This window comes from Mycobacterium sp. ACS4331 (assembly GCF_001667265.1).
GTDB lineage: Bacteria > Actinomycetota > Actinomycetes > Mycobacteriales > Mycobacteriaceae > Mycobacterium.
Genome location: NZ_LZHW01000111.1, coordinates 1 through 20520 on the forward strand (window position 1 = coordinate 1; position 20520 = coordinate 20520).

The window sequence follows — 20520 nt, forward strand, 5'->3', positions numbered from 1 at the left end:
GGTCAGGCCCGCGCCCCCGCCACCTCCGGAACCGCCGCCACCCGACGCGCCGCCGCCGGCCCAACCCGCCAACGCCCCAGGCGATCCCGCGCCGGACGGTCAGGAGAGCCCAGCCGTCCCCGGACCTCCACCGGGTGCACCCGACGGCGTCGCGGGTGTCGCCCCGCATGCGGTCATCATCGCGATCCGGCAGTCTTCGAGGGCCTACGAATTCGTCGACCCGCAACCCGGGGACAACGAGGCCCGGCGCAAAGCCGGCACCATCTCGTCGCTCGCCCAGGCCATCGTGCACGCGGCCAACATGGGTGCCAAGGTCATCAACATCAGCGTGACCTCGTGTGTGTCTGCCGCCGACCCGCTGGACCAGCGCGCTCTCGGGGCGGCCGTCTGGTACGCCGCGACGGTCAAGGACGCCGTGATCGTCGCGGCCGCAGGCAACGAGGGCGAGGACAACTGCGCGCAGAACCCGCTCTTCGATCCCCTCAACGCCGACGACCCACGGGACTGGCGACAGGTCAAGACCGTGTCGTCGCCCTCGTGGTTCTCCGACTACGTCCTGTCGGTGGGAGCCGTCGACAACACCGGGGCACCGCTGGCCAAGAGCCTCGCCGGACCCTGGGTCGCCGCGGCGGCACCCGGGGTCGGCATCATGGGTCTGTCCCCGCAGAACGGGACGGCGGTCAACGCCTATCCGCCCACCAAACCCGGTGAACCCAACACGCCGTTCTGGGGGTCGAGTTTCTCGGCCGCCTACGTCAGCGGCGTCGCCGCCCTGGTGCGGGCCAAGTATCCGGACCTGACCGCGCATCAGGTGGTCAACCGGATCCTGCAGACCGCGCACAATCCGCCCCGCGGGGTGGACAACCAGGTCGGTTACGGCGTGGTGGATCCCGTTGCGGCGCTGACGTTCAACGTGCCGCCCGGCGCGCCCCGTGCACCGGGGTCTGAGTTCCGCATCGTGGTGCCGCCACCTCCTCCTCCGGCGCCCGACCATCGCGCACGCAACGCGGCGTTGGGGTTCGCGGGCGCGGTGGCGGGAATCGCGCTGATCGCGGCACTGGTCGGCAGAGCACGGCGGGCCCGATGAGCGAGGGAGCCCGGTTGGTGGTCATCGTCGGCGTGCTGCTGTCCGGACTGGTCGGGTGGAGTGTCGGGGGATATCCCGGCGCCGCCGGTGGACTGGTGTTGGGGGTGGCGTTCGGCGCGGTGCGGTGGTGGCGACTGCCGCTGTGGTCGTGGCTGGGACTGGTGCTCCGACGCAATCAGCCCATCGAGTTGCCTGAGCCCGTCACCGTGGCCAACGACCGATCCGGTGGCGGTGTGCGGTACCTCGGGGATGTCGCCGTCGTCGCCGTCCAGGTCCTCGGCAGGGCACACACCCCAACGCTTTTCACCGGGTCGACGGCCACCTCGACGGACAACGTGTTGGACCTCGATGACCTGCACGGTCTGCTGCGCCAGAGCCTCGGGTTGACGGTGGAGTCGATGAGCGTTGTGAGCTTCGGCGCTCGGCGGCGCGCGACCGGGGACTATCCGCGGGTGTACGACACCCTGATCGGGACGCCCCCCTACGCCGGCCAACGCGAGACCTGGGTGATCGTGCGGGTCCCCTCTTATCCCAATGCCGATGCGCTGCAGTGGAGGCTGACGGCGGGCACGGCCGCATTGGCTGTCGCACAACGCATCAGCGCGCACCTGCGGTGTCGCGGGGTGCGAGCCAGGGTCGCGACCGCCACCGACATGGTCGAGATGGAACGACGCGCCTGCCGTGCGGCGCTGCAGCCCGGCAGGCAGGCCTGGCGATCGGTGCGTGGCGACAACGGCTGGCTGAGCACCTACTGGTACCGGCCGCGGGACATCAACTCCGAGACACTGGGCCAGGCCTGGTCGCTGCGTGCCGACGGCGTGATCCAGAATCTGACCCTGTTCGCCGACCGCACCGCGACCGCGACAGTCACCGTGCGCACAACTCAACCACTCGCCAGCCCGCCGAGCGTCATCATGCGCACGCTTCCCGGACAACAGGCCGCCGCGCTGGCGGCGAGCATGTGTGGTCTCACCCCGACGCTGCGGGGGGTGCCGCGCGCGCCCGCGCCGGCGGGCCTGACCATGCCGATCGGTGCGTCCGGTGTGCTGATCGGAAAGGTCGGCGCCGGAGACCGGATGATGCTGCCGTTCAGCGATCCCGGTGAGTTCAGCCGGGTGCACATCGCCGCGGACGATGTCGTGGCGAAACGTCTCGTGGTCCGCACGGCCGGAGCCGGCGACCGGATCACGGTGCACACCAGGGATCCGCAGCGGTGGGCCACCGTGCGCATGCCGGACATCGCGGTGACCGACGGTCCGCGGCCGGTGGGTGGGACCACCGTATGCGTGACCGACGGCCCCCTCGCGCCGGTTCCGCGGCCCAACACCGTGATCACAGTCGGCGCGCCGGGCGAACCGGTGCGGGGTTCGGTGGACGTGCTCATCACTCAGATCGGCCCCGCGCTCGTGGAGGTGCGCGCCGCCGGACAGGTCAGCACGGTTGAGGTGGAGTTGTTCCGGGCCGAGAACCGCTATGTGTCGGCCGAGCCCCTGCATCTGAGCAGCGACCGCGAACTCGTCGAAGAAAGGCGTTGAGGCTTCCGCCATGACCACCAGCAGCAACGTGACGGCAGTCGCCCGCAGGCAGTTCGATCAGGCTATGGCGCTGCTGCCGGCGGATCCCGCCGCGGCGCTTGCACGGTTCCGCGAGGCCACCGAAACCGACCCGACGATGGCCGATGCATGGTTGGGCCGCGTCGCGGCCGGCGACGAGGCGCTGTCGACCCTGCAGGAACTGCACGCGTACGGAGCCCGGCTGCACCGCGAGACCAACCGCATCGGGGCGTCGTTGGGGGCGCACATCAAGGCCGGCCCGTATCTGGCGATCAACGTCACGGAGGCGTCGCACGTGGGCCTGGCGCTCGCCTCGGCGCTGGTTGACGACCGCCAGTTCGAGAAGGCCGAAGCGCTGTTGAATGACCCGGCGCTGCTGGACAGCTGGGAGAACCACCAGTGGCAGCAGTATCTGCGGGCGTATCTGATGTTCGTCACGCAACGATGGCCTGACGTCATCGCGGTCGCGGCGACCGTGCTTCCCCCGCAGGCGATCATCATGTCGGCCGTCACCGCTGCGACCAACACCTTGGCCGCTCATGCCGCCGCGCACCTGGGGCAGGCACGCGTCGCGCTGGACTGGGTGGATCGGGTCGATCTGCGGGCACGACATGAGGGCGCGGGTGAGGCGCGCCGCCGCGATCTGGTCGACGGCTTGGTCGCCGCGATCGACCCGGCCGAGTTCCCGCTGATCGCCGCCGACGCCGCCTACATCCGGGGGATGGCGCACCGCCAGCTGGGCGAGGAGGACAAGGCCCAGGTGGCATTGTCGAAGGCGACCATCAACGGCGCGTTGATCGCGGTCGCGCAGGAGGCGCTCGCTGATCCAAGTCTGCGTTTGGTGGTCACCGACGAGGAGACCATCAACAGCCGGACCAATCGCTGGGACGTCACCACCGAGCAGTCTTCGGAGGACCGCGCCCAGGAGGAGAACGACGAACGTCGCGCCGAACTCCTCGCGGAAGGGCGCGCGCTGCTGGACAACCAGGTGGGTCTTGCCGAGGTCAAGCGCGCCGTCGCCGAACTGGAGGACCAGATTGAGGTGCGCGCACTGCGTTTGGCGCACGGTCTGCCGGTGACCAACCAGACCAACCACATGCTGCTGGTCGGCCCGCCGGGCACCGGCAAGACGACCACAGCCGAGGCGCTCGGCAAGATCTATGCCGGGTTCGGAATTGTCCGGCATCCGGAGATCATCGAGGTCAAGCGCGCGGACTTCTGCGGCGAGCACATCGGCTCGTCGGGCCCGAAGACCAACGAGCTGATCAACCGCTCGCTGGGCCGGATCCTGTTCATGGACGAGTTCTACAGCCTCGTGGAACGTCACCATGATGGGCGTCCGGACATGATCGGGATGGAGGCCGTCAACCAGCTGCTGGTGGCGCTCGAGGTGCACCGGTTCGACTTCTGCTTCATCGGCGCGGGCTATGAGAAGGAGGTCGACGAGTTCCTCACCGTCAACCCGGGTCTGGCCGGCCGGTTCAACCGCAAACTGCGCTTCGAGTCCTACAGTCCCGACGAGTTGGTGCAGATCGCGACGCGGTACGGCCAGCCGCGAGCGACTGTCATCGACCCAGCCGCGGCTGACGTGTTCGCCACGGCCTGCCGGGCGCTGCGGGCATACCGCGCCCCGGACGGAACCCACGGCGTGGACGTGATGCAGAACGGTCGGTTCGCACGCAACGTCGTCGAACGCGCTGAGCGCCTGCGGGATTCGCGAGTGGCCGCGCAGCACCGCACCGACCGGGGCTCGGTGACGGTGACCGACCTCGAGACCATCCGGCCCCAGGATGTGTTGGCGGCGATCCGCGATGCCTGCGCCGAAAAGCATGTTCCGATCGAGGTGTGACATGGCCGGCGCGCTACCGTCGTCAACTGTGACGTCACGACGCCTCAGCACTGCTGTGCTGTCCCTGGCGGTGCTGATCACGGGGTGCACCTCGGTGGTTTCGGGCGGGCCGGTCAAAGACCCGACCCCGCCGCCGCTGGTCGCGATCGCCAACCTCAAGACGCTCCTGGCCCCACTGCCGGAGATCAAGTCCACTCTGGATGCACCGAATCTGAAGGTGCTGCAGGTCGGCGACACGGTCTCGGAGGCCACCCTGGCAGACGGTGGGGTGCCGTCGCTGCCGGAGTGTCTGGGCGTGATGTATCCGGCGCGCGCCACCGCCTACGCCGGGTCGGGATACTCGGGGCTGCAGGGGGAGAGGCTGGGCGAGGACCCCGCGATCAGCGAGCATGTGGCGATCCAGGTGGTCGTGGCGTTCCCGACGATCGCCCAGGCCGAGGACGCGTTCGACACGATGCACGAGGCCTGGGATGAGTGTGCGGACAAGTCGCTGACGACGACCTTCGATGCCGGGGTGGAGACCTTCGTCATCGGTACGCCCGTGGCCACGGACTCGACGCTGGCGGCGGTGAGCACCCAGGTCGACGGCGGCGGATGGGCGTGCTCACGCGCGCTGGGCCGGAAGGCGAATGTGATCGCGGACGTCAACGCCTGCCAACTGGGAGTGACCGATCAGGGTGAGCGCATCATGACGGAGATCCTGCGGCGCATTCCGGGTTGATCCGGCTGGATCAGCCGCCGAGTTGTCGCTGAGGGTCGTGATGTCGGGAATATCGCAGCCATTCACGACAATTCGAGGTCAGCGCCAGGCCAGGCTGGGCCAGCGCGATCAGGCGGTGCCGCCGGCTACGGGCCGTGGCGGCGCGGTGTTGAAGTGGCCTGCGACCGTCGCGGCGATCTGCAGAAACCGCTGCCGGGTGACCGGGGCCATCTCACGGGACACGTCGATGACGCCGCCCGGCCGCAGGTGCGGATCGAACGGCACCTCCACAACCACCTGTCCCCGGCTGGTGAACTGTTGTGCCAGAGCAGCTTTCGTGCGCTTATCGGCGTGGCCGTCGGAGTCGTTGAGCACCACGATGGTGCGCCGGAGGAGATCGGCCATGCCGTGGTTGGCCAGCCACTCCATGGTCTGCGCGGCCGCACCCGCACCGTCGGCCCACGGTGACGAGACCACGATGAGCGCGTCGAGATCGCGCAGCGCCTCCTGAGTGACGGGGGCGTCCATGGTGGACCCGCAGTCCACGATCGAGATGGTGAAGTGTCGATCGAGGCGCAGCGCGGCCTCCCGGTAGATCGCCGGATCGAGGACGCGCTTGCGGGTGCTGGCGGGCTCGCCCGCAAGCACGTACAACCCGGACGCGTTGTTGCCGACCCGGGTGCGCAGGTCGGCGAAGCTCTCCAGGTTCACATCGGCGGCCAGTTCCCAGTACGACCCGCGGGCGTTCGGGTCGATCCGGCTGCCGAGGCGTCCGAAGGCCGTGTCGGCGTCGATGGCGACCACCCGGTCCGACGGGCGCAGCTCGGCGAACACCGACCCCACGCTGGCCGCGACCGAGGTCTTGCCGACGCCGCCCTTCCCGAGTACGCCGACCTTGTAGTAGTTGCGCAATGGGGCCCGGATGATCGCTTCGAGTTCTGCGGTGTGGCGTTCGGCGCGGGACGGACCGAGGTTCACCAGCCCGAAGGTCGCGATCCGGACGGCGCGACGCCACCCCCGCGTCGCCTGCGGCCTGCGCTGCGGTGCGGTGCGGTGGCCGAAGTCGGGCCAGGGGGCAAGGCCGGGGAGCGGGGCGCCCGGCACGGCGGCACCCGGATGTGCGGCGCCGTGGCCAGGTGCGCCGGTGGCCGGCGGTGCGGGCGGCACCGTTGTGGCACTCCACCCTCCCGCCGGCGGGGGCGGCGGCGCGTACTGCTGCGGAGCCACCTGACGATCACGGAGAAAGTCTTCGCGCTCGGCCACTGCTCGGGGACCTCCTGGGGTGAATTGCGGTGCGGGACGATGCCGGGTTGCCTGTGCGCCATGGCGACCGGACGTCTCCAGTATCGACCATCGACGCGTGCCGGATGGAGTCATCCGTGGCGGTACGCAACGAAGCGGGCAGCAAAACGCATCGCCGCTACGTCTTATGCACCGACATTACCGCGGAATGCGGCACCGCGTGAAAGCGTCCCGGTGCCGGAGACTCCGACAACAGCGCCTATGCGGGGCGCTCTGCCTGCGTCGATGAGAAGTCGGGAAGCCGTGCGGGTGCTGCGACGCCCCGCGCAAGCGGTGCTACACAAACGGTTGCACTGCTACGGAAATTGATGCTACGGTTTCGTCATCGAGAACGTTCCCCTTCGAGAGGAAGCCTCATGACCAGCGCACTCAACCCGGGCCACCACTCACCCGACGGCGTCACACCGTTCGAGGTCGTCGGCGCCTGCGTCTCCGACCCCGACCGGTGGATGACCGCGACGGACGACGCCACCAAGGCCATCTGCCGGAGCTGCCCGCGGCGCTGGCTGTGCGCCCGCGACGCGGTCGAGATCCCCGGCGCCGAGGGTGTCTGGGCCGGCATCGTGATCCCCGAAGGCGGACGCGGTCGCACGTTTGCGTTGCGCCAGTTGAGGTCTCTGGCCGAGCGCGGCGGGTACCCGGTCCGCAAGGCCACCAGGCGCCGATTCGTCGAACCCGAGGACTCCGACGCCCCGGAGTCCGGCGAACGCTCACACGAGTAGCGCACTACGCATGTCTGTGCGGCCCGTCGGCGGGATGCTGATTGGGCTGCAGGGCAGGCTAATTCGGGGGAGGCCTGCGCAGTGGGAGTCGAGACCGCGGCCATCGGGACGGCCCGGCGGGCGCCCCGATGAGGGGTGGCCGCGGTCTCGACTCAGCTGTCGGCGGGGCCGGGGCCCGTCTAAGATTTGGATTTACCTTTCCGCAAACATCCAAAGCGCGCCCGATGCGCGTTGCATTGCAGGTCGTCGGCGGTCTCTCCCGGCGGCGCGCGGGCCGCGCGGGATTTCAGCAAATTTCCTAAGGCGCATCTTCGAAAAGGGCAGCTGTGGGGCGGGGTGAATCTCCGCGCCGGAGGCGGCGAATTCCATTGCAGTGCAGGGTTGTTGGCTCAGAGGGCCGGGGGGCTGGCGGCGCACCGCGAATATGTCAGGACAACCGCACTTAGGGCGCACTAAGTTGGCGTCACGGGCGCTCTGTGCCTTATCGTTTTACAACTTGTCGTGACCTGACTCAATCGGGCCGCCGTTCAGCGCTGCACGGGCCCGCCCCAGACACATGGGGGTCATGACAGACAGACCGAGGGGCCCAGCCCGCTACCTCCGGGACGCGGCGTAGGCCCTGATCAGACATGTGAAAAGCGAAGAGCAGCGCCCCAACGCTCTCTTCACGAAGGGGTCCAGGTGGGTTTTCCGGACGGTAGAACGCCCCGCAGCGCCGGGCTTTACAACCCTGCATATGAGCACGACTCGTGTGGTGTTGCCATGGTCGTCGATATGCACGGGCGTCGCAGCCGCGACATCGTCGACAAGGCCATCACGGCGCTGGTGAACCTCGAGCACCGCGGTGCTCAGGGCGCCGAGCCGAACACCGGCGACGGCGCGGGCATCCTGCTGCAGGTACCGGACCGGTTCCTCCGTGAGGTCTGCGGCGAGCAGGGGATCGACCTGCCCGCACCCGGCAGCTACGCCACCGGAATCGCGTTCCTGCCGCAGTCGGCCAAGGACGCCGCAGCGGCGTGCGCGGCGCTGGAGAAGATCGTCGAGGCCGAGGGCCTGGATCTGCTGGGCTGGCGCGACGTGCCCACCGACGAGTCCTCGCTGGGCGCGCTCGCCCGCGACGCCATGCCGACGTTCCGGCAGATCTTCATCGCCGGCGCCGAGGGCATGGACCTCGAACGTCGCGCCTACGTGATCCGCAAGCGCGCCGAACACGAACTCGGCACCAAGGGCCCGGGCCAGGACGGCCCCGGCCGCGAGACCGTGTACTTCCCGAGCCTGTCCGGGCAGACGTTCGTCTACAAGGGCATGCTGACCACCCCGCAGCTCAAGGCGTTCTACCTCGATCTGCAGGACGACCGCCTCGAGAGTGCGCTGGGCATCGTGCACTCGCGCTTCTCGACCAACACCTTCCCGTCGTGGCCGCTGGCCCATCCGTTCCGCCGGGTCGCCCACAACGGTGAGATCAACACCGTCACCGGCAACGAGAACTGGATGCGGGCCCGCGAGGCGCTGATCCACACCGACGTCTTCGGCTACCACAACGACCTGAACAAGATCTTCCCCGTCTGTACGCCGGGGGCCTCCGACACCGCACGGTTCGACGAGGTCCTCGAACTGCTGCACCTCGGTGGGCGCAGCCTGGCGCACGCCGTGCTGATGATGATCCCCGAGGCCTGGGAGCGCAACGAGGACATGGACCCGGCTCGCCGGGCGTTCTACCGCTACCACGCCTCGCTCATGGAGCCGTGGGACGGACCGGCGTCGGTGTGCTTCACCGACGGCACCGTCGTCGGCGCGGTGCTCGACCGCAACGGTCTGCGCCCGTCCCGCGTGTGGGTCACCGACGACGGCCTGGTGGTCATGGCCTCAGAGGCCGGTGTGCTCGACATCGACCCAGGCAAGGTCGTCAAGCGCATGCGCCTGCAGCCGGGCCGCATGTTCCTGGTGGACACCGCGCAGGGCCGCATCGTCGAAGACGAGGAGATCAAGGCCGAACTCGCCGCCGAGCACCCCTACCAGGAGTGGCTCGACGACGGCCTGTTCCACCTCAGCGAGCTGCCCGAGGGCAACTACGTCAAGATGCCGCATCACCGCGTGGTGCTGCGCCAGCAGATCTTCGGCTACACCTACGAGGAGCTGAACCTGCTGGTGGCGCCGATGGCCCGGACCGGCGCCGAGGCTCTGGGCTCGATGGGCACCGACACCCCGATCGCGGTGCTCTCGCAGCGCCCCCGGATGCTGTTCGACTACTTCCAGCAGTTGTTCGCGCAGGTGACCAACCCGCCGCTGGACGCCATCCGCGAAGAGGTGGTCACCAGCCTGCAGGGCGTCCTCGGCCCCGAGGGCGACCTGCTCAACCCCGACGAGAACTCCTGCCGCCAGATCGTCGTGCCGCAGCCCATCCTGCGCAACATCGAACTGGCCAAGCTGATCAACGTCGACCCCGACCACGAGATCCGCGGCCGCAAGCACGGCCTGCGGGCCGCGGTGGTGCAGTGCCTCTACCCCGTCGCCGACGGCGGCCCGGGCCTGCGCCGCGCACTCGAGGACGTGCGCAAGCGGGTGTCGCAGGCGATCCGCAACGGCGCGCGCATCATCGTGCTGTCCGACCGGGAGTCCAATGAGTGGCTCGCCCCGATCCCGTCGCTGCTGTCGGTGGCCGCGGTGCACCACCACCTGGTGCGGGAACGCACCCGCACGCAGGTCGGCCTGGTGGTGGAGGCCGGCGACGCCCGCGAGGTGCACCACATGGCGATGCTGTGTGGCTTCGGTGCCGCCGCGATCAACCCCTACATGGCCTTCGAGTCCATCGAGGACATGGTCGACCGTGGCCTCATCACGGGGCTGTCCAGCGACGAGGCCAAGAACAACTACGTCAAGGCCGCGGGCAAGGGTGTGCTGAAGGTGATGTCCAAGATGGGCATCTCGACCCTGGCCTCCTACACCGGCGCGCAGCTGTTCCAGGCGATCGGCATCGGCCAGCGCGTGCTCGACGAGTACTTCACCGGGTTGCACTGCGCCACAGGTGGAATCGACCTCGACGACATCGCGGCCGACGTCGCCACCCGGCACGGCCTGGCCTACCTGGAGCGTCCAGACGAGCGTGCACACCGAGAACTCGAGGTGGGCGGCGAGTACCAGTGGCGCCGTGAGGGTGAGTACCACCTGTTCAACCCCGACACCGTGTTCAAGCTCCAGCATTCGACGCGCACCGGCCAGTACTCGGTGTTCAAGGAGTACACCAAGCTGGTCGATGACCAGAGCGAGCGGATGGCCTCGCTGCGCGGCCTGCTGAAGTTCAAAGAGGGTGTGCGCCCGCCGGTTCCGCTCGACGAGGTGGAACCCGCCAGCGAGATCGTCAAACGCTTCTCCACGGGTGCGATGAGCTACGGGTCGATCTCGGCCGAGGCACACGAGACGCTGGCCATCGCGATGAACCGCCTGGGCGGCCGGTCCAACTCCGGTGAGGGTGGCGAGTCCGTCGACCGCTTCGAACCCGACGCCAACGGCGACTGGCGCCGCAGTGCGATCAAGCAGGTGGCCTCGGCGCGCTTCGGCGTCACCAGCCACTACCTGACCAACTGCACCGACATCCAGATCAAGATGGCCCAGGGAGCGAAACCCGGTGAGGGTGGGCAGCTTCCGGGACACAAGGTGTACCCGTGGGTGGCCGAGGTGCGGCACTCCACGCCAGGAGTCGGCCTGATCTCGCCGCCGCCGCACCACGACATCTACTCGATCGAGGATCTGGCGCAGCTGATCCACGACCTGAAGAACGCCAACCCGGCCGCACGCATCCACGTCAAGCTGGTCAGCGAGAACGGCGTCGGCACGGTGGCCGCCGGCGTCTCCAAGGCCCACGCCGACGTCGTGCTGATCTCGGGTCACGACGGTGGCACCGGCGCCACGCCGTTGACCTCCCAGAAGCACGCCGGTGCGCCATGGGAGCTCGGCCTGGCCGAGACGCAGCAGACCCTGCTGCTCAACGGGCTCCGCGATCGCATCGTGGTGCAGGTCGACGGGCAGCTGAAGACCGGCCGCGACGTGGTGGTCGCGGCCCTGCTGGGTGCCGAGGAGTTCGGCTTCGCGACCGCGCCGCTGGTGGTGTCCGGGTGCATCATGATGCGGGTGTGCCACCTCGACACCTGCCCGGTGGGTGTGGCCACGCAGAACCCGGTGCTGCGGGAGCGGTTCAACGGCAAGCCCGAGTTCGTCGAGAACTTCTTCCTCTTCATCGCCGAAGAGGTCCGGGAACTCATGGCGCAGTTGGGCTTCCGCACCATCAACGAGATGGTCGGCCAGGTCGGCGCCCTCGACACCGCGCGGGCCGCCGAGCACTGGAAGGCCTACAAGCTGGACCTGACCCCGGTGCTGCATGAGCCCGAATCGGCGTTCATGAACCAGGACCTGTACTGCAGTTCGCGCCAGGACCACGGCCTGGACAAGGCGCTGGACCAGCAGCTGATCACGCAGTGCCGCGAGGCCCTGGACAGCGGCACCCCGGTGCGTTTCACCACCAAGATCGCCAACGTCAACCGCACGGTCGGCACGATGCTCGGCCACGAGGTGACCAAGGCCTACGGCGGTCAGGGCCTGCCCGACGGGACCATCGACATCACGTTCGAGGGCTCGGCCGGCAACAGCTTCGGCGCCTTCGTGCCCAAGGGCATCACGCTGCGGGTCTACGGCGATGCCAATGACTATGTGGGCAAGGGCCTTTCGGGTGGACGAATCGTGGTCCGCCCGTCCGACGGCGCGCCCGCCGACTACGTCGCCGAGGACAACATCATCGGCGGCAACGTGATCCTGTTCGGCGCCACCAGCGGAACCGCGTTCCTGCGCGGTGTCGTCGGTGAGCGCTTCGCCGTCCGCAACTCCGGCGCCCACGCGGTGGTCGAGGGTGTGGGCGACCACGGATGTGAGTACATGACCGGGGGCCGGGTGGTGATCCTGGGCGCCACCGGACGCAACTTCGCTGCGGGCATGTCAGGCGGAATCGCCTTCGTCTACGACCCGAACCGCGCGCTGCCCGACAATCTGAACGGAGAGATGGTCGCTCTTGAAGCTCTGGACGACGCCGACCTCGAATGGTTGCAGGAAATGATCACCGCGCACGTTGACGCCACTGACTCGGCTGTCGGACAACGGATTCTGGCCGACTGGCCGGCCCAGCAGCAGCATTTCGCCAAGGTGATGCCGCGCGACTACCGCCGGGTGCTCGAGGCCATCTCCGACGCCGAGGCCACGGGCTCGGACGTCAACGACGCGATCATGGCGGCCGCTCGTGGGTGATCCAAGCGGCTTCCTGAAGCACACCCACCGTGAGACGCCGAAGCGTCGTCCCGTGCCGCTGCGGCTCAAGGACTGGCGCGAGGTCTACGAGGAGTTCAGCCACGACACCCTGCAGGTGCAGGCGTCGCGGTGCATGGACTGCGGTATCCCGTTCTGCCACAACGGCTGCCCGCTGGGCAACCTGATCCCGGAGTGGAACGACCTGGTGTTCCGCGATCGGTGGCGCGACGCCATCGAGCGGTTGCACGCGACCAACAACTTCCCGGAGTTCACCGGTCGGCTGTGCCCCGCGCCGTGTGAGGCCTCGTGTGTGCTGGGCATCAACCAGGATCCGGTGACCATCAAGCAGGTCGAGGTCGAGATCATCGACAACGCCTTCGACGAGGGCTGGGTCGTGCCGCTGCCGCCGGACGTGCTGACCGGAAAGAAGGTGGCCGTCGTCGGTTCCGGCCCGGCCGGCCTCGCCGCCGCCCAGCAGCTGACCCGGGCCGGGCATCACGTCACGGTCTTCGAGCGTGCCGATCGCATCGGCGGCCTGCTGCGCTACGGCATCCCCGAGTTCAAGATGGAGAAGCGGCACATCGACCGCCGTCTGGAGCAGATGGAGGCCGAGGGCACGGTCTTCCGTCCGGGCGTCAACGTCGGCGTCGACATCACCGTCGAGCAGTTGCGCGAGGACTTCGACGCCGTCGTGCTCGCGGGCGGCGCCACCGCATGGCGTGACCTGCCGGTTCCCGGCCGGGAACTCGACGGCATCCATCAGGCGATGGAGTTCCTGCCGTGGGCCAACCGGGTCCAACTCGGCGACCCCGTCACCGACGAGGACGGCCAGCCGCCCATCAGCGCCAAGGGCAAGAAGGTCGTCATCATCGGCGGCGGCGACACCGGAGCGGACTGCCTCGGCACATCGCACCGCCAGGGCGCGGCCAGCGTGCACCAGTTCGAGATCATGCCGCGGCCCCCGGAGACCCGGGCGGAGTCGACGCCGTGGCCGACCTATCCGCTGATGTTCCGCGTGTCCTCGGCCCACGAGGAGGGCGGCGAGCGCGTGTTCTCCGTGAACACCGAGGCGTTCCTCGGCGAGAACGGACACGTCAAGGCGCTCAAGGTGCACGAGGTCGAGATGAAGGCCGGCAGGTTCGAGAAGGTCGAGGGCACCGACTTCGAGCTGGAGGCCGACCTGGTGCTGCTGGCGATGGGCTTCGTGGGCCCGGAGAAGGACGGCCTGCTGACCGAGCTGGGCGTCGAGTTCACCGATCGTGGCAACGTCGCGCGCGATGACGACTTCCAGACCACGGTTCCGGGCGTCTTCGTTGCCGGCGACATGGGTCGCGGACAGTCACTGATCGTGTGGGCGATCGCCGAGGGGCGGGCCGCGGCAGCCGGTGTCGATCGGTTCCTCACCGGTGAGACGGCACTTCCGGCGCCGATCAAGCCGACCGCCGCTCCGCAACGGTAGTCACACCAGTCACACCAGAATCATCGGACTTTAACTCGGCGTGCCTCGCCGGGTTTGCCGGTTCACGGGGTTTTAATGTGTGACAGCGGGCACTGCGGTAGTGTGGGGCCCCGGTCCAGCTATTCCGACCGCAGGGAAGTGATAGCCGTGCACGTCAACCCATTGACCCGCTCGCGGGTGGGGCGAATCGCCTGGTCATTGTTTCGGCATCCCGTCAAGAGCCGGGAGTTCCCGGCCAAACACGAGCGGTTGGTGACTCCCGCCGAGCTCATTCGGTACGGCGTCTAGCACCGCGGTACGCCAGCCTGAGCTGACGTCGGTGGCATTTTGCCCGCGCTCGCGCGCCGCCGTCACTGGGTGAGCAGCCCCGAATCCCGGATCGTCTGCGCCAACGGTTCGAGCACCGCGGGATCATAGGGCGGCGGCAGGTAGACGATCGCGAGGTCCAGGCCCTCGGCGCCCAACGCGGCGGCCTCGTCGACGACCTTCTGGTAATCGCGTTCGGGGCTCAGCCGGACATGGGAGGACAGCATGATCTCCCCGGGGTCGCGGCCGATGTCGGCGCAGTGCGCGGCCAGCACGTCGCGCTTGCGTGCGAACTCCTCCGGAGGGCCACCCACGAAGTTCCAATGGTCGGCATAGCGCGCGGTGATCCGCAGCGTGCGCTTCTCACCGCTTCCGCCGATGCAGATCGGCGGGTGGGGCCGCTGCGGGCCCTTGGGCTCGTTGCGGGCATCGGTGAGCTGGTAGAACGTGCCGTCGAAGGTCGTCGTCTCCTGGCTGAGCAGGCCCTTGAGCACTTGGCAGGCCTCCTCGAACCGGTCGAAGCGTTCCTTGATGCTGCCCAACTCGATGCCGTAGGCCCCGGACTCCTCCTCGTTCCAGCCCGCGCCGAGCCCCAGTTCGAGGCGCCCGTTCGAGACGATGTCCAGCGCCGAGGCCATGTTGGCCAGCACCGCCGGATGCCGATAGTGGATGCCGGTGACCAGCACACCCACCCGCAACCGCTCGGTGGCCTGTGCCAGTGCCGTCAGCGTCACCCAGCCCTCCAGGCATGGCCCGGTGGGGTCCGAGAAGATCGGATAGAAGTGATCGAAGGTCCACCCCGACTCGAAGACGTCGATCTCGTCGGCGGCCTTCCAGACCGCGAGCATGTCGGGCCAGGTGGTGTTCTGCGGTGAGGTCTTGAACGCAAATCGCATCACACCGAGGCTAATCGCGAATCGCTCGTGGCGCTTCTCGCGGACGGAGTCCGGGCACACTGGAGGAATGGCACCCCTGGATCCGGCCGCCGTGCTGCGCGAGATCGCCTACTACAAGGACCGGGCGCGTGAGGACAGTCGCCGTGTGATGGCCTACCGCAACGCTGCCGATGTGGTGGACGCGTTGACCGATGAGCAGCGCGCCCAGCATGGCCGGGCAAACTCCTGGCAGAACCTGCCCCGCATCGGACCGAAGACCGCCGCGGTGATCGCGCAGGCCTGGTCAGGCCGCGAGCCCGATGTGCTGCTCGAGTTACGCGCTGCGGCAGAGGATTTGGGTGGCGGAGAGCTGCGGGCGGCGTTGAAGGGCGATCTGCATCTGCATTCGAACTGGTCCGACGGTTCGGCGCCGATCCCGGAGATGATGGCTGCCGCGCAGGCGCTGGGACACCAATACTGCGCGCTGACGGACCATTCGCCGCGCCTGCGGGTGGCCAACGGCCTCTCGCCCGACCGGCTGCGCGAGCAGTTGGACGTCATCGACGAACTGCGGGAGCGGTTCGCCCCCATGCGCATCCTGACCGGGATCGAGGTCGACATCCTCGAAGACGGCACGCTGGACCAGGAGCCCGAGCTGCTCGACCGTCTCGATGTCGTGGTGGCCAGCGTGCATTCGAAACTCGCGATGGACGCCCCCGCCATGACCCGGCGGATGGTGCGTGCGGTTGCGCACCAGCGCGTGTCGGTGCTCGGACACTGCACGGGCAGGCTGGTCACGGGTGGTCGCGGGGTGCGCCCCGAGTCGAAGTTCGACGCCGAGAAGGTCTTTGAGGCGTGCCGAGACCACGGCACCGCGGTGGAGATCAACTCCCGTCCGGAGCGTCGTGATCCGCCGTCGCGGTTGATGACCCTGGCGCGCGACATCGGATGCCTGTTCTCGATCGACACCGATGCGCACGCTCCGGGCCAACTCGACTTCCTCGGCTACGGCGCGCAGCGCGCGCTGGACAACGAGGTGCCGCCCGAGCGCATCATCAACACCTGGTCGCTGGCGGAACTGACGGAGTTCACCTCGGCACGCTGACGGCGGATCAGTCCGGCAGCAGCGGCATCTCCACGCCGTGATCGCGGCCGACGAGCACCCCACGGGTGAGCGCGGCGTTGCCGAACCGACGACGGACGTCGTCGACCGCACGGTCCACGGTCTCGTGCTCGGGGTGCCGACCGAACGGCAACTCCAGCTGCGCGGCGCCCGAGCAGTCGATGTGCGACACCGCGAAACCGATCAGCGTCAGGCCCCGCTCCGCGGTCAGCGGCGCGGCGGCGCCAACGAGGTCCCGGGCCGCGGCCAGGATGGGCTCGGTGGCCGATGTGGCCCGGGGCAGCGTGTGCGAACGCGTGGCCCGGCCGAAATCGGCGAACCGCAGGCGCAGCGTGACGGTCCTGCCGGTGCGTCCCGCCGACCGCATGCGCCTGGTGATGCGGTCGATCAGGTTGATCACCACGGCGTCGATCTCGGCCGTCGACATCGTGTTGCCCCGCTGGCCCAGGGCGCGCTGCGCTCCGACCGACCGGCGCCGCACGCCCGTCACGACGCGCCGTCGGTCGATGTTGCGGGACAGGCAGTACAGCCGGCGGCCCATCGCCCCGCCGACCATCGCCGCCAGCGTGCTCTCTGGAAGTTCGGCCACCTGCGCGACGGTCTCGATGCCGTGGGCCCGCAGCTTCTCCTCGGTCTTGGCGCCCACACCCCACAGCCGGCGGACCGGCAGCGGGTGCAGGAAGGTCAACTCGTCACGCGGCACGACCAGCAGCAGCCCATCCGGTTTGGCCACCTGGCTGGCCACCTTCGCCAGAAACTTGGTGCGCGCGATGCCCACCGTGATCGGCAGGCCGACCTCGTCACGGACCCGTTCGCGCAGGCGCGCCGCGATCTGAACGGGTTCTCCGGCGGTGCGCCGCAACCCGCTGACGTCGAGGAAGGCCTCGTCGACCGACAGCGGTTCGACGACGGGGGTGGTGTCGCGGAACACCGCGAACACCGCCTCGCTGGCGCGCGAGTAGGCGGACATCCGGGGTGGCACGACGATCGCGCCCGGACACAGCTGGAGCGCCTGACGCGCGCCCATCGCGGTGCGCACGCCGTACGCCTTGGCCTCATAGCTGGCGGCCAGCACGACACCACCGCCGACGAGGACGGGACGCCCGCGCAGCGTCGGGTCGTCGCGCTGCTCGACCGAGGCGTAGAAGGAGTCCAGATCGGCATGCAGGATGCTGGCCGAGGTGACGGCGGACTCGTCGGACACGAACATATGTTCGCACCCGGGTCGGACACATCCGGCGCCGAGCTGCCCACGTTGCACGGGGGTCGCGTGCAGACCCAGCACGCTCGCGGGGTGGGGCCTTAGAGGATGCTGCCGTAGATGCTGGACATCCAGATGTGGGCCAGGGTCTCCACCAGCTGATCGGCGGGCACCGATTCGGACTCCCCGGTCAGCGCCGCCACCATCGTGCGCTCGTTCATCAGGTTGAGGGCGATGGCCAGTTCGCGGGCCGGGATGGTCTCGGGTGCCGCGCCGCGCTCTCGTTCAGACGTGATCAGCGCCGTGGTCTGGTCGATCCAGCGCTGCATGAACTGAGTCCACAGCGCCCGGACCTCTGGGCTGGTGGACAGCGCCTGCGCCCCCGCCCGGCCCATCACGGGCTGGGAGGCGAACGCGTCGAAGAATGTGTGGATGCCGGCCCGGAAGGCCCTGGGCGGGTCGGACCGAAGCTCGTTCACCCGGGCGAAGCCCGTGTCGGCACGCTTGATCAGCGGGTCGAGCAGTGACAGCAGCACGGCCTCTTTGGATGGAAAGTAGAAGTAGAACGTGGGCCGGGACAGGCCCGCCCCCTTGGCCAGGTCGTCGACCGAGATCTCGGTGAAGGGCTTCTCCTCCAGCAGGCGCCGCGCGGTGGCGAGAATCGCCTGCTCACGGTCGTCTCCGGAGGGGCGCGCCGACCGGCGTCCGCGATTGGGTCGGGCTGCACTGGGGGCTGACACGCCAGCCACTTTACAGGGTGTTGAAAACTTCAACACACTGTTGACGCACTCAACACCCTGTTGATAGCTTGACGTCATGACTGAGTTTGTCGATGTCGTGATCGTCGGAGCCGGGATCTCCGGCATCAGCGCTGCCTGGCACCTGCAGGACCGGTGCCCGGACAAGAGTTACGTGATCCTCGAGCGGCGGTCCGACCTGGGCGGCACGTGGGATCTGTTCAAGTACCCCGGTATCCGGTCGGATTCGGACATGTTCACCCTCGGCTTCCGCTTCAAGCCCTGGGAGTCGGCCAAGTCCATCGCCGACGGTGCGTCGATCAAGGCCTACATCAAGGATGCCGCGACGGAGAACGGCATCGACAGGCACATCCGGTACAACACCACCGTCACGGCCGCCGACTGGTCCGACACCGACCACCGGTGGACCGTCACCATCGACCGGGATGGCGAGACCACCCAACTGCAGGCCGGCTTCGTGTTCGCCTGCAGCGGTTACTACAACTACGACGAGGGTTACACGCCGGAGTTTCAAGGCACCGAGGACTTCCGCGGCACGATCGTGCACCCGCAGCACTGGCCCGAGGACCTCGACTACACCGACAAGAAGATCGTCGTCATCGGCAGCGGCGCGACCGCCGTCACTCTCATTCCGGCCCTGGCCAATTCGGGTGCCGGGCACGTGACGATGCTGCAGCGCTCGCCCACGTTCATCGGGTCGCTGCCGGACGTCGACCCCATCGCCGAGCGGGCCAACAGGTTCCTGCCGGCCAAGGCCGCCCACTTCGTGAACCGGTGGAAGGCCATCACGTTCAGCACGGCGCAGTACCAGCTGTCCCGGCGTTTCCCGGACTACATGCGCAAGACCCTGCTGACCATGGCCAAGCGGCGCCTGCCGGAGGGGTACGACGTCGAGAAGCACTTCAACCCCAGCTACAACCCGTGGGATGAGCGACTCTGCTTGGCGCCCAACGGCGATCTGTTCAAGACGATCCGCAGGGGCAAGGCCGACGTGGTCACCGACACCATCGAGCGGTTCACCGAGAAGGGCATCAAGCTCACCTCCGGCGCCGAACTCGAGGCCGACATCATCATCACCGCAACAGGATTGAACATGCGGTTGTTCGGCGGCGCGTCGGTGACACGCAACGGCGAACCGGTGGACATCTCAAAGTCGATGGCCTACAAGGCGATGATGCTCTCCGACATCCCCAACATGGCCTTCACCATCGGCTACACCAACGCCTCCTGGACGCTCAAGGCCGATCTGGTGTCGGAGTACGTCTGTCGACTGCTCAACTACATGGACCAGCACGGCTACGACACGGTCGAGCCCAAGCATCCCGGCCCGGAGGTCGAGGTGCTGCCGTTCACCGACTTCTCGCCGGGCTACTTCCAGCGCGCGCTGCATCACCTGCCGAAGTCGGGGTCGCACGGTCCGTGGAAGGCCAAGCAGAACTACTTCTTCGACATCCGAGCGATCCGGCAGGGCAGGGTCGATGACGACGCCCTGCACTTCACCCGACACCGGGCGGCCAAGCCGATTTCGGCCTAGCCGGGCACGCGGCCTACGCGGCGACGACGACGATCCCGTCGTCGTCGCTGTAGGCGATGTCGCCGGGCGTGAACGTGATCCCGCCGAGGGACACCGTGACGTCGCGCTCGCCCGCGCCGGTCTTGGTGCTCTTGCGCGGGTTGGTGCCCAGGGCCTTGATGCCGATGTCGAGGGTCCGCAGGGTCGAGGCGTCGCGCACCGCACCGTTGATGATCAGCCCGGACCACCCGTTGGACCGGCCCAACTCGGCGATCACATCACCCACCAAAGCGGTGTGCAGCGACGCATCGCCGTCGATCACCAGGACCCGGCCCTCGCCCGGCTCCGAGAGCACCGATTTCAGCAGCGCGTTGTCCTGGAAGCAGCGCACCGTGCTGATCGCGCCCGCGAACACGCTGCGCCCGCCGAACTGCCGGAACTGGACGTCGCAGCTGCGGACATCGGGGCCGATCTCATCCACCAGATCGGCGGTGGCGCGGGGTTCAACGGTCACAGGGAGATGTTAGCGAGCCGCCTCAGGCCCCATCATGCTGGCGCAGCCGACGGACGAGCAGCACGGCCAGCAGGCTGACCACGATGGCCACCACGAACGGAACGGGCGACCGTCCGCCGGCGTCCGGGGCCAGCGGAACGGGCCGGTTGACCGTGTCCGGGGCCTTCTCGACGGCGGACTTGGCCTGCGCGGCGGCCTCGCGCGCCGCGTCGGGCCGGCCTGCGCCGTTGCCCGCGACCGACGATGCGGGCGGGGCGGGCTTGGGT

14 protein-coding genes and 1 pseudogene are annotated in these 20520 nt (G+C 68.5%); 9 read left to right on the top strand and 6 right to left on the bottom strand.

Annotation, left to right across the window (positions count from 1 at the left end):
* The 4 genes from mycP to A5727_RS26030 all read left to right on the top strand — a co-directional run.
* The coding region (gene mycP / locus A5727_RS26015; protein WP_068257551.1) for a type VII secretion-associated serine protease mycosin at positions 1-1087 on the top strand (1087 nt) is incomplete at its 5' end.
* Positions 1084-2622 carry a type VII secretion protein EccE gene (gene eccE / locus A5727_RS26020; RefSeq protein ID WP_068257554.1) on the top strand — a complete coding sequence of 513 codons (1539 nt, stop codon included), beginning with the start codon at positions 1084-1086 and terminating at the stop codon, positions 2620-2622. The genes mycP and eccE, both read left to right, overlap by 4 nt.
* 10 nt (positions 2623-2632) lie before the next feature.
* Positions 2633-4489, top strand: a complete 1857-nt coding sequence (gene eccA, locus A5727_RS26025) for a type VII secretion AAA-ATPase EccA (protein ID WP_068257557.1) — start codon at positions 2633-2635, stop codon at positions 4487-4489.
* A 28-nt stretch (positions 4490-4517) separates the two neighbouring features.
* Positions 4518-5210 (top strand): sensor domain-containing protein, encoded by a 693-nt coding sequence (locus A5727_RS26030; protein ID WP_197507762.1) that lies wholly within the window; start codon positions 4518-4520, stop codon positions 5208-5210.
* A gap of 108 nt (positions 5211-5318) precedes the next feature.
* Here A5727_RS26030 and A5727_RS26035 read toward each other — a convergent pair whose 3' ends face one another.
* Entirely contained in the window at positions 5319-6452 is a 1134-nt protein-coding gene (locus A5727_RS26035; RefSeq protein ID WP_068257563.1) for a MinD/ParA family ATP-binding protein, read from the bottom strand.
* A gap of 395 nt (positions 6453-6847) precedes the next feature.
* Here A5727_RS26035 and A5727_RS26040 point away from each other — a divergent pair, with 395 nt between their 5' ends.
* From A5727_RS26040 to A5727_RS26050, 3 genes are all read left to right on the top strand, one after another.
* The gene (locus A5727_RS26040) at positions 6848-7213 is read left to right on the top strand and encodes a WhiB family transcriptional regulator (RefSeq protein ID WP_068257566.1); all 366 of its coding nucleotides are present in this window, start codon (positions 6848-6850) and stop codon (positions 7211-7213) included.
* A gap of 681 nt (positions 7214-7894) precedes the next feature.
* Positions 7895-12505 carry a glutamate synthase large subunit gene (gltB, locus tag A5727_RS26045; RefSeq protein ID WP_068257570.1) on the top strand — a complete coding sequence of 1537 codons (4611 nt, stop codon included), beginning with the start codon at positions 7895-7897 and terminating at the stop codon, positions 12503-12505.
* On the top strand, positions 12498-13964 hold the full coding sequence (locus A5727_RS26050; protein WP_068257573.1) for a glutamate synthase subunit beta: 1467 nt from the start codon (positions 12498-12500) through the stop codon (positions 13962-13964). Before gltB ends, A5727_RS26050 begins: the two co-directional genes overlap by 8 nt.
* A 350-nt stretch (positions 13965-14314) precedes the next feature.
* On the opposite strand, the gene A5727_RS26055 is transcribed toward A5727_RS26050, so the two are convergent.
* Positions 14315-15166 (bottom strand): LLM class F420-dependent oxidoreductase, encoded by an 852-nt coding sequence (locus A5727_RS26055; RefSeq protein WP_068257578.1) that lies wholly within the window; start codon positions 15164-15166, stop codon positions 14315-14317.
* A 76-nt stretch (positions 15167-15242) separates the two neighbouring features.
* On the opposite strand from A5727_RS26055, the gene A5727_RS26060 reads away from it, so the two are divergent.
* Complete coding sequence (locus tag A5727_RS26060; protein ID WP_068257590.1) at positions 15243-16250, top strand: PHP domain-containing protein; 1008 nt, start codon at positions 15243-15245, stop codon at positions 16248-16250.
* 7 nt (positions 16251-16257) lie between these two features.
* Here the strand turns inward: A5727_RS26060 and dinB are convergent, their stop codons facing one another.
* Positions 16258-17478, bottom strand: coding sequence for a DNA polymerase IV (dinB, locus tag A5727_RS26065; RefSeq protein WP_068257581.1), 1221 nt, complete (start codon positions 17476-17478; stop codon positions 16258-16260).
* A gap of 92 nt (positions 17479-17570) precedes the next feature.
* A complete protein-coding gene (locus tag A5727_RS26070; RefSeq protein WP_068257594.1) occupies positions 17571-18209 on the bottom strand; it encodes a TetR/AcrR family transcriptional regulator in 639 nt (212 codons plus the stop codon).
* A gap of 76 nt (positions 18210-18285) precedes the next feature.
* On the opposite strand from A5727_RS26070, the gene A5727_RS26075 reads away from it, so the two are divergent.
* A complete protein-coding gene (locus A5727_RS26075; protein WP_068257584.1) occupies positions 18286-19761 on the top strand; it encodes a flavin-containing monooxygenase in 1476 nt (491 codons plus the stop codon).
* A 13-nt stretch (positions 19762-19774) separates the two neighbouring features.
* Here the strand turns inward: A5727_RS26075 and rraA are convergent, their stop codons facing one another.
* On the bottom strand, positions 19775-20254 hold the full coding sequence (rraA, locus tag A5727_RS26080) for a ribonuclease E activity regulator RraA (protein ID WP_068257586.1): 480 nt from the start codon (positions 20252-20254) through the stop codon (positions 19775-19777).
* A gap of 22 nt (positions 20255-20276) precedes the next feature.
* A pseudogene (locus A5727_RS27960) lies at positions 20277-20520 on the bottom strand (Rv3852 family protein); the annotation flags it as partial.

Bases quoted from the DNA above. Each gene is read 5' to 3' on its own strand.
- A5727_RS26040 (WP_068257566.1), top strand. From the start codon at position 6,848: ATGACCAGCGCACTCAACCCGGGCCACCACTCACCCGACGGCGTCACA.
- A5727_RS26055 (WP_068257578.1), bottom strand. From the start codon at position 15,166: ATGCGATTTGCGTTCAAGACCTCACCGCAGAACACCACCTGGCCCGAC.
- A5727_RS26075 (WP_068257584.1), top strand. From the start codon at position 18,286: ATGACTGAGTTTGTCGATGTCGTGATCGTCGGAGCCGGGATCTCCGGC.
- eccA (WP_068257557.1), top strand. From the start codon at position 2,633: ATGACCACCAGCAGCAACGTGACGGCAGTCGCCCGCAGGCAGTTCGAT.
- dinB (WP_068257581.1), bottom strand. From the start codon at position 17,478: ATGTTCGTGTCCGACGAGTCCGCCGTCACCTCGGCCAGCATCCTGCAT.
- eccE (WP_068257554.1), top strand. From the start codon at position 1,084: ATGAGCGAGGGAGCCCGGTTGGTGGTCATCGTCGGCGTGCTGCTGTCC.